Origin of the sequence: Flintibacter muris (assembly GCF_943192995.1) — a bacterium.
Taxonomy (GTDB): domain Bacteria; phylum Bacillota; class Clostridia; order Oscillospirales; family Oscillospiraceae; genus Lawsonibacter; species Lawsonibacter muris.
In genome coordinates, this window is record NZ_CALPCP010000070.1 from 1 (window position 1) to 10,103 (window position 10,103).

Sequence of the window (10,103 nt, forward strand, 5' to 3'; positions counted from 1 at the left end):
GAGACTATGGACGGCAGATCGTTCCGGGACCGGGCGCAGTATATCCTCGACCTGGGCGCGCAGGGCGTATGGGGCGAGTGCGCCGTTTATGAATACGCATATGCCGGTCCCGGCTCCAGCTACCATCCGGCAAATGATGTGCAGGCCATCATGATCGGTGAACTGACCGTGACCCGTGAGCTGTATGATCTGATCATCAAAAAGGTAGACAGCACGAATCCCAACAAGGGCCTGTCGGGGGCGCGGTTCAAGGTAGCCTCCGAAAATGGTGCCTACTCCAAGGAAGTGGTGACAGGCAGCGACGGCACTGTTACCGTATCCAAGCTGGAAGCGGGCACCTACGCCGTGACGGAATTGGAAGCCCCGGAGGGTTATGAGATCGACAACGCGGGTCCCCAGTATGTCGTTCTGCCCAATGGAGCCAACAAAATTGTAACGGTTACGTTTAGCGATACCCCTGAGATCACCGGTGAGGGCAGCATCCGCAAAGTAGATGCGGACGATCCCACCAAGGGCCTTGCCGGAGCGGTCATTAAAATCACCGGCGTGGACAACGACTTCACCGGAACCTATATTACCGGCGCGGGCGGCTATTTGACGGACGTGCCCTGGGATACCATGCCCATCGGCAGCTTTGTGGCGGAGGAAGTCACGCCCCCGGAGGGCTACACCAAAAGCCCGGACATTAATAAAACCAAGCAGACCTTCGTCTGGGACGGCAAGACCGATGTGGCCCTGGTTTTTGAGAATGACGCCAAGGTAAAGGTCAGGCTCATCAAGCTGGACGACAGCGGCAATCCCCTCCCCGGTGCTGTTTTTAACATTGTGCGTGACGGTCAGATCATCGGCACAGAGGAGACCAAGGCGGACGGCTCCATCACCGTCACCGATGTGACCGAGGGGATGTACGCTTTCGTGGAGGTGTCCGTACCGGCTCCCTGGGCCACCCTTACCGAGCCGGTGATCGCCCATGTGGATCAGGCAACTGTCAACGGCGGCGGAACGGTGACTGTGACGGCCTCCGACAAGCGGCTGCCAAGCCTCACTATTCTCAAGCGGGACGCGCAGACCGGGGATGTGATCCCCAACACCCATTTTGAAATCCGCGGCATCCATTACGGCTACCACAACGATGTGACCACCGGGCCGGACGGCAGGGCGGTCCTCTCCAATATTCCTGTGGACAGCTACGAGGTAACGGAAAAGTCCGTCCCTGATCCCTATGTGGTGGGAGACGAACCCACCCAGACGATCTGGCTGGGGGCCGGAGACAGCAAGGAGCTGGTCTTTGACAACCTGAAGCAGCCTGTCCTGAAAATCTCCAAGGTAGAGCAGGGAACCAACACCCCCATTCCCGGCACGGTGTTCACCGTGGAGGGCATCGACAGCGACTACCGCCAGGATGTGACCACCGAGGCGGACGGCTTCGCCACTCTGCGCGTCGCCCCCGGCAGCTACCGGGTGACGGAGAAGTCCGTCCCCGAACCCTATTGTCTGCCGGAGGACGAGGCTGACCGGACCCAGACCATCAGCCTGAACGGCGGCGATGATAAGACCCTGATCTTCAAAAACAGCAAGAAGCCCCTGTTGACCCTCTCCAAGATTGACGCCGATACCGGAGTGCCTGTTCCCGGCACTGTCCTCACCGTGGAGGGGATCGACAGCGATTACAAGGATGACTGGAGAACCGGGCCGGACGGCACTGTTGCCCTGCGTGTTGATCCTGGAACCTACCGCATCACGGAGAAGTCCGTCCCCGCCCCCTACTACCTGCCGGACAAGGACGCCGACCGGGTGCAGACCATCTCCCTGAACCCTGGCGATGAGAAAACGGTGGTGTTCCGCAACCACAAGACCCCGGAGCTGACCATTTTCAAGGAAGATTCTGTTGCGGGCGCTCCCATCGAGGGTGCCAAGTTCCGTGTGACCTACACCAGCAATGGTGAGGCTGCGGGTGCTCCCGCCTCCATGGACTTTGGTATCTTCGTCACGGATGCCAGCGGCCAGATCAAGCTCCATGAGAAAGGCAAGAAGTTGTACCCCGGTGAGTACACCGTGACTGAGGTGGAGCCTGCTCCCGGTTTCCAGATGAAGGAACCCCTCACTCAGAAGGTGATCCTCCACGGCGGCGAGAGCAAGACGCTCACTTTTTTCAATGAGCCGTTAAACGCCATTGTTGTGGAGAAGTATGACAGTGTGACCCACGAGGCCCTACCCGGCTGCACCTTCCAGCTGAAATATCTGGGCGGGACCTCCGGCACTGGCGGCACGGTCATCGGCACGAAGGTGACGGGCAAGAACGGGACCGCCATCTGGACCGGGCTGACTGCCGGCACCTATATCGTGGAGGAGATCGACCCGGCGGACGGGTACTCCATTATCAATGCCTCTGAAACGGTCTATATTTCCGACAAGGGTGAGCAGAATGTGGTCACGGTCTCCTTCGACAACGCCCCGGACGGCATCCTGCTCATTCGGAAGGTCTGCGCCACCAACCCCAGCGTGACCCTCCAGAACGCCGAGTTCAAGGTCATGTACGCGGACGGGACCCTGATCGGCGACTCCAACGGCATCTACCGCTCCGATGAGAACGGGGAGATCCGCATCCCCGGCCTGAAGCCGGGAAAGAGCGTGGTAGTCACCGAGGTGCGCGCCCCCGCTGGTTTCCTGATCGATACCCAGAGCCAGACCATCCAGATCCAGGCGGGTAAAACCGTGTCTCTTACCTTTAAAAATCAGCCGAAAGGCAGCCTGATCATCCAAAAACGGGACAGCCAGACCAATGAGGTGCTTCCCGGCGCTGAGTTCCGTATCACAACAGCCGCTGGCTGCGAGGTGGGCTTGGACGGGGTCATCGGCTCGTCCACCCTGACCCAGAACGGGCTGTTTACCACCGACAGCAACGGCGAGATCCGAATCACCAACCTCGCCCCCGGCGCTTATGTGCTGACCGAGACCAAGGCTCCGGCTGGGTATGTCATCGACACGCCGTCCACCAACCTGGTCATCGGGCAGGGCGGCGACACCCAGACTGTGGTAATCAAAAACACCCGCAAGGGCGGCCTGATTATTGAGAAGTATGACAGCGTGACCCGTCAGCCCCTGGCTGGGGCGCAGTTCAAGGTGATGACCGCCAACGGGGAGCTGACCCCGGACAACGAGGGCATGACCTCCAGCAACGGCCTCTACACCACCGATGTCAACGGGCAGATCGTGCTGTCCAAGCTGCTCCCCGGAACCTATGTGGTGTCCGAGGAAAAGGCGCCGGATAATTACCGCAAGGACCCCACGCCCCAGACTGTGGTGGTCAATGCCGGGGACACCCAGACCATCCGGTTTTACGATGATCCCCTCTGCACCCTGACCATACTGAAGCGGGACGCGGTGACCAAGAAGCCCCTGCGGGGCGCTGAGTTTATGGTGCGTGACAGCTCCGGCCATGTGATCGGCCCCAATAGCGGCCTCTACACCACCGGCACAGACGGTACTGTCACCGTCACCGGGCTGGCTCCCAATTCCACTGTGGTCGTCTCCGAGAAAAAGGCCCCCAACGGGTACGTTCTGGATGAGACCCCAAAGAATATTGTGGTGCGCAGCGGTGTGGCCAACACCCTGATCTTTGACGATGAACCTGGCACTACGCTGATTATTCGTAAATTTATCGAGGGAACCGAGAACGAACCGTTGTCCGGCGTGGCCTTTAAGGTTGTGGACGGCAACGGCGGCGCTGTCGGTCCGGACGATGGCATCTATTACACGGACAAGGCCGGTGAGATCGTGCTGGAGGGCATCGAACCCGGTACAACCGTGAAGGTGCGGGAGATCAAGACCGTGGAGGGCTTCGTGCTGGATGGGACCCCGCAGGACATTCTCATCAAGGGCGGCGAAGTGCAGCAGTTGACCTTCTGGAACAAGCGGGCCGGAACCCTGGTCATCCAGAAGAAAGACAGTGTGAGCGGCGCATTCATCGCAGGCGCGCAGTTCCAGCTCACCTACGCCAACGGCGGGTACGTTGATAACGACAACGGCCACCTGTCCTCCAATGGCCTCTACACCACCGATGATAAGGGCGAAATCCGCATCAACGGTATCACCGGGACCGTGGTGGTCAAGGAGACCAAGCCCGCCCCCGGCTATGTCATCGACCAGAGTACCCAAACCCAGACGGTCACGGTGAATCCTCTGGACACCCAGACCCTCACCTTCCTGAACGAACCCCTATGCAGCCTGACGCTGACGAAGCTGGACTCCGTCACCGGCAAGCCGATTCCCGGCACCGAGTTCACAGTCAAGGACGGCAGCGGCACTGTGCTGGGCCGCTACACCACGGGCAAGGATGGGACCGTGACAGTCACCGGCCTTGTTCCCGGCAGCACCGTGGTGGTCACCGAGACCAAGGTGCCGAGTGGCTATGTCCTCAACAGCACGCCCCAGACCATCATCGTGAAAAACGGCTCCAACTCTGTGAACAGCGGCACCGTGGGCGGGACCACCAACGGCAATACTGGAGGCACGACCAATCCGGGCGGCACCACCAATGTGGGTGGCGGAACCAACGGCGGCAACGATCTCACTTTCGAGAATGACCCCAAGACCCGGCTGGTCATTGAGAAGTACATCACCGGCACCACCACCCCCCTGAAGGGCGTGACCTTCCTGGTCACCGAATCCAACGGGCAGGTGCTGGGCAGCGCCAACGGCGAGTATGTGACTGACGAGAATGGCCGGATCGTGATCGAGGGCCTGGAACCCGGCAAGACCATCATCGCCAAGGAGATCCGTACCCTGGACGGCTATCTGCTGGACACCACCCCCAAGACCATCCAGATCAAGGTAGGAGACGCTCAGACTTTGAAATTCTACAACACGCCTGTGGGCGGGCTGGAGCTGATCAAGGTCAACGAGGCTGACAAGAGCCAGCGAATCCCCAACACCACCTTTGAGATCCGCCGCATGGACGGCGGCTTGGTGGACACCATTACCACCGACAAGCAGGGCCGCGCCCACCTGGATCTGGATGCCGGGGACTACTACGCGGTGGAGATTGAGGCCGGCAAGGGCTTCGAGCTGGACGCCACCCCCACCTACTTCACCGTCCGGGACGGCAAAGCCACCACAGTCACCGTCACCAATCGGGCAGTCAGCGGCATCCTGATTCACAAGGTCGACAGCGTTACCAAGCAGGGCATCTACGGGGTGACCTTCCTCCTCTATGACGCCAACAAGAATCCCATCGGGCAGTACAGCAGCGATGACAAGGGCTACGTCCATATCGACGACCTGCCCGGCTCTGGCCGCTACTACCTGCGGGAGTTGGAGAATGACGGTTATCTGGTGGATACCCAGCTGAAGACGGTCTATGTCACTGATGGGACCACTACCGAGATCACCTGGGAGAACACCGCCGTCACCGGGCAGATCCAGATCACCAAGACCTCTGAGGACTACAACTCCATGAACGGCTGGCCCGCCGGTACGCCTATCCCTGGTACCGAGTTCGAGATCTACCACTACCGCACCGGCAATCTGGTGGATACCATCCGTACCGATAAAAATGGCGTCGCTGTGTCAAAGCCTCTGCCGTTAGGGCGATACAAAATTGTGGAATCCAAGGCTGCCGATTTTTACGGGCTGGACAAAACCCCCATTGAGGTGGAGATCGAGCACGCCGGCCAGATCGTCAAGACGGCCATGACCAACAAGGCCCTGTACACCAACGTCAGCATTAAGAAAACCGGCTTCGTGGAGGTTATGCCCGGCCAGCAGATCCGCTATGATTTCTCCGGCATCGCCAACAATTCCACCACGGCGCTTACCTCCTTCTATTGGAGGGACACTCTGCCCACCCAGGCAGTGCGGCTGGACAAGATCGTCACCGGAACCTACAACGTCCAGGGGAATTACAAGATCGTGTTCAAAACCAATCTCAACGGCGAGTACCGCACCATGTACGACAACCTGAGTACCATGCAGAACCATGTGCTGGACGCCTCTCCCGCCGCCCTGGGTCTGGCCTCCAATGAGTATGTCACGGAGTTTATGGTCTCCTTCGGGATCGTCCCCGGCAATTTCCGCCAGGTGGAGGTGCCCAAGGTGTACTGCAATGTAGTGTCCTGGCTCACCGGAGGGACCCAGTTCGTCAACCAGGCGGATGTAGGCGGCGTGTACAACGGTCAGTGGATTATGGCCACCAGCAGATGGGTCACCAGGGTCTACAAGCCCGCCCAGCCCCTGCCCCGCACCGGCTATTGAGCCGATCCATCCATGCTGAATGGGGAGCCGCCTGTCAAGGGCGGCTCCTCTTCTGTAAATCTAAATGAATACAGGGAGGAAAATCAAGATGAAGTTCAAGAAAATGTTCCGTATCCTTGCCGCCGCCATGGTGGTGGCGGCCCTCTGCTGCGCTCCCGCCTTCGCCGCCGGGGATGTGGCCTCCGCGGTGGAGAGTACCTGGACCGATGCGGCGACCCAGATCAAGACCGTGGTGGAAAATGTGGTCTTTCCCGCGCTGGATATGGTCCTGGCCATCGCCTTCTTTACCAAATTAGGTATGGCTTACTTCGACTACAAGAAGCATGGCCAGTTTGAGTGGACTGGGCCGGTGATCCTCTTTGCCTGCCTGGTCTTTACCCTTACCGCCCCCAACTACATCTGGGGCATCATCGGGATCTGATGGGGCCCGGCAGCAAATATGCCGTTCGGAGAGGAGCTTCGGCAAGCTGTGGCCAGGCGCCGTCCAGACGCTGTCTGTCTTGGCGCCGTCTGCTATGTCCGGCTGGACAGCTGGAATCTTGCAAAGGTCGAGTTTGCCTCCAGCGGAGGCTATTATAACGGAATAACGCTGACAGTTTTCAACCGGCACACCGGGCCGGTTGATTCGGTAACCATCCACTCCCACGATCTGCCTTTGCGGCGAAAGCGGGAAACTCCAGGCTGCGGGTCTGATCCAGAGTGGGGCATCTGCCGCCCTGCTCTGGATCTTGACACGCTCTGGGAGGCGGCGGAAAACTATCTGCTTCTTTTTCAGGAGCCTGATTCAGAAAAGAGGTGATACCCAATTTTTATCTTCGACTTTGTAGCCTCCACCATCATGGACAATCTGGTCGATTGGTTCTATGGACAGGTGGTGGGCTTCCTCGGCAACTTTTTTGCCGAGATGGGAAATATGGGCGTGGAGCTGTTCGAGCTGGACTGGGTCAGCGCCATCGTCCTGTTTTTCTCCCAGCTGGGCTGGGCGCTCTTCGGCGTCAGCCTGGTGGTCTCCGGCTTTGAGTTTGGGATCGAATACTCCACTGGCCGGGGTAACTTACAGCAGACAGCCCTCAACGCCATCAAGGGGTTTATGGCGGTCAGCCTGTTTACCGTGGTGCCTGTGCGGCTTTACGCTCTGTCCGTGTCCCTACAAGGGACCTTCGCAATTGGCTTGACCGGAGCCGGAACCAGCATCGGCACTGTGGGAGAACGGATCATTGAGGAACTGATGAGTGTGGAGAGCCTTGCGGATATGGCCGGTGCGCCCAGCTTCGGCCTGAGCGTCCTCACCAGCCCGATCATGCTTTTGTTCTGCATCATCATGATGGCCTATGCTGTGATTAAGGTCTTTTTCGCCAACCTCAAACGAGGCGGCATCCTGCTCATCCAGATCGCCGTGGGGAGCCTCTATATGTTCAGCGTCCCCAGAGGCTACACAGACGGCTTTGTCCAGTGGAGCAAACAGGTGATTGGCCTGTGCCTGACCGCCTTCCTTCAATCCACCATCCTGGTGGCCGGCCTGATGGTCTTTAAGGACCACGCCCTGCTGGGACTGGGTCTCATGCTCTCCGCGGGAGAGGTGCCCCGGATCGCCGGGACCTTCGGTCTGGATACCACCACCAGAGCCAATATCATGAGCGCCGTCTATACCGCCCAGGCCGCCGTGAACACCACCCGCAGCGTTGCCCAGGTGGTAGCGCCGAAATAAAGACAGGAGGAGAAATATGCTCACCATGGGGAGCCTCTTCGATGGCATCGGCGGCTTCCCCCTGGCGGCGGTTCGCAGCGGGATTACGCCTGTGTGGGCCAGTGAGATCGAAGCCTTCCCCATCGAAGTAACAAAACACCGCTTTCCCGACATGATCCATGTGGGGGACATCACCAAATTGGACGGGGCAGAATTGCCGCCTGTGGACATCATCTGCGGCGGCAGCCCTTGCCAGGATCTCAGCGTGGCTGGAGCGAGAGCCGGTCTGTCTGGCGCCCGCTCCGGCCTTTTTATGGAACAAATTCGAATTGTGAAGGAGATGCGAAATGCAGATATGGAACGAGGACGGACAGGGCTCGCTGTTCGCCCACGATGGATGTGCTGGGAAAATGTGCCCGGCGCGTTCAGCTCAGGGACCCCCAAGGGGGAGGACTTCCGCATCGTCCTCGAGGAGATCGTCCGAGTTAAAAGCGATACCGCTCATGTCCCTGGACCTCACCCCTGGGCGTGGCAACCTGCTGGGCGAATCGTACTGGGAACTGGTTTCTCCCTGGCCTGGCGGGTCTTCGATGCTCAATACTGGCCCCGCACCCCTCAGCGAAGAAGACGTATTTTCCTTATCGCAGATTTTGCAGGACGCTCCGCCCCGCAAATACTATTTGAGCAAAACCGCCTGCCTGGGTATCCTGCGCAGGGCGGGGGAACGTGGGAAGGAGCTGCCGCCCCAACTGAAAGCGGCGCTGATGGCACAGGCGGGGCTGATTCCACTGGCGGCTCCGGCCTCTGAACCCATCGCCTTCGCCGCCAACCAGAGGGACGAGGTACGGGATCTCCACGATGTGGCCGGCGCGCTGGGAGCGCAGCCGGGAATGAAGCAGCAGACCTTCATTGCGCAGGACTGCCTCACTCCCTGGGACACCCAGCAGGCCCGCATCTTCACCCCGGAGAGCAAGGCCCCCACCCTGGCCAGCGCGGACGGAGGCGGCGGGCGGAATCCTGGCGGGCTGTTGTTTACAGCTGGAGTAGCTGGCAGTCTGACTCCCTGGGATAACCAGCAAAGGCGTATCTCTACTCCCTATGGTGTCGCCCCAACGATCAACAGCGGTGAGCTGAAGCCGGGTGGACTTCTGTTTGTAGCAGGCTTCTGCGCCGGAGCCGCCCCTTCGGCTGGCGGGATCGGTTATCAGGAGGAGATCGCTCCAACGCTGAAAGCGACCGCCAGTGGGAACATGATGCCCTCCATTCTCTGCCTCACCGGTCATGGGGGGCAACGCATGGACATTACAACCGATATGACGCCCACGCTCCGGGCACAGATGGGCGTCCATCTGCCGCTGATCTGTCTCAACGACCAGGGCGGCGGCGTCATGTCCTGCTCTGAAGATGTGTCTGGGACGCTGCGGGCACAGGAGCATGGACATCAGCCGCTGGTCATGGGTACGCAGCAGGGCGGCGCTGAGATCATGGTCGGGATATTCCAGACTATAACCGCCGCAGCCGGGATGAGCGGAAACAATCAGCCGGCCCTATTTGAGAACCACGGTATTGATGCCCGCTACACCGGCCCGCATCCGGTATCACCCACCATCACTGCCCGCGCGGGAACTGGAGGCGGGAACCTCCCTCTGGCGCTGCAGTCAGTAGATACAATTTGTATCTCAGGCAACGCCATCGACCGCCAGCCTCAGAACGGCGGCAACGGCCTTGGCTGTCAGGAGGGCATCGCCTACACGCTGACCGCCACAGATCACCATGCGGTCTTTTCGCGGCAGAGAGTGGATGTGTTCAAAGACGACGATGTTGCGTCTACCGAGAGCGCCCGCCAACATAAGGACGCTACCGACCTCGTCTGTCAGCCAGCGTATCAGGAAACGGTGGGCGCACTGACCAGCAGCGACCGAAAAGGCCCCAACAGCCAGTATGTGGGACAGGATAAGCTGATTGTGGATGGTCCTCTGCTCATCCGGAGGCTGACGCCGCTGGAATGCGAAAGGCTCCAGGGGTTTCCCGATTTTTGGACAGACTTGCCGGGGGCCTCCGACTCCTCTCGCTACAAAGCCCTGGGAAACAGTGTTTATTTGATCAAAGTTATTATGTTAAGAATAGGCGCAAAGATGGTGTGAGAACAAGGTTTCTAAAGATT

Annotated in this window: 5 protein-coding genes and 1 pseudogene; all 6 read left to right on the forward strand. The window is 59.4% G+C overall.

All coding sequences use genetic code 11. The annotated features are described in order from the left end of the window. The coding region (locus tag NFS22_RS22345) for a SpaA isopeptide-forming pilin-related protein (protein ID WP_251319874.1) at positions 1-6,252 on the forward strand (6,252 nt) is incomplete at its 5' end. A gap of 88 nt (positions 6,253-6,340) precedes the next feature. Beyond that, positions 6,341-6,673: a DUF3852 domain-containing protein gene (locus tag NFS22_RS22350; protein ID WP_023348675.1), complete on the forward strand. Its 333-nt coding sequence runs from the start codon at positions 6,341-6,343 to the stop codon at positions 6,671-6,673. Positions 6,674-6,721: 48 nt separating this feature from the next. Continuing rightward, the gene (locus tag NFS22_RS22355; protein ID WP_040655693.1) at positions 6,722-7,051 is read left to right on the forward strand and encodes a hypothetical protein; all 330 of its coding nucleotides are present in this window, start codon (positions 6,722-6,724) and stop codon (positions 7,049-7,051) included. A 39-nt stretch (positions 7,052-7,090) separates the two neighbouring features. Then, on the forward strand, positions 7,091-7,960 hold the full coding sequence (locus NFS22_RS22360; protein WP_251319875.1) for a conjugal transfer protein TrbL family protein: 870 nt from the start codon (positions 7,091-7,093) through the stop codon (positions 7,958-7,960). Positions 7,961-7,985: 25 nt separating this feature from the next. Beyond that, a pseudogene (locus NFS22_RS23940) lies at positions 7,986-8,351 on the forward strand (DNA cytosine methyltransferase); the annotation flags it as partial. Between the two features lie 178 nt (positions 8,352-8,529). After that, positions 8,530-10,083 (forward strand): DNA cytosine methyltransferase, encoded by a 1,554-nt coding sequence (locus NFS22_RS22365; protein ID WP_338148060.1) that lies wholly within the window; start codon positions 8,530-8,532, stop codon positions 10,081-10,083. Positions 10,084-10,103: the final 20 nt, after the last annotated feature.

Coding starts and splice junctions, on each gene's coding strand:
- NFS22_RS22350 (WP_023348675.1), top strand. CDS start 6,341: ATGAAGTTCAAGAAAATGTTCCGTATCCTTGCCGCCGCCATGGTGGTG.
- NFS22_RS22360 (WP_251319875.1), top strand. CDS start 7,091: ATGGACAATCTGGTCGATTGGTTCTATGGACAGGTGGTGGGCTTCCTC.
- NFS22_RS22365 (WP_338148060.1), top strand. CDS start 8,530: ATGCTCAATACTGGCCCCGCACCCCTCAGCGAAGAAGACGTATTTTCC.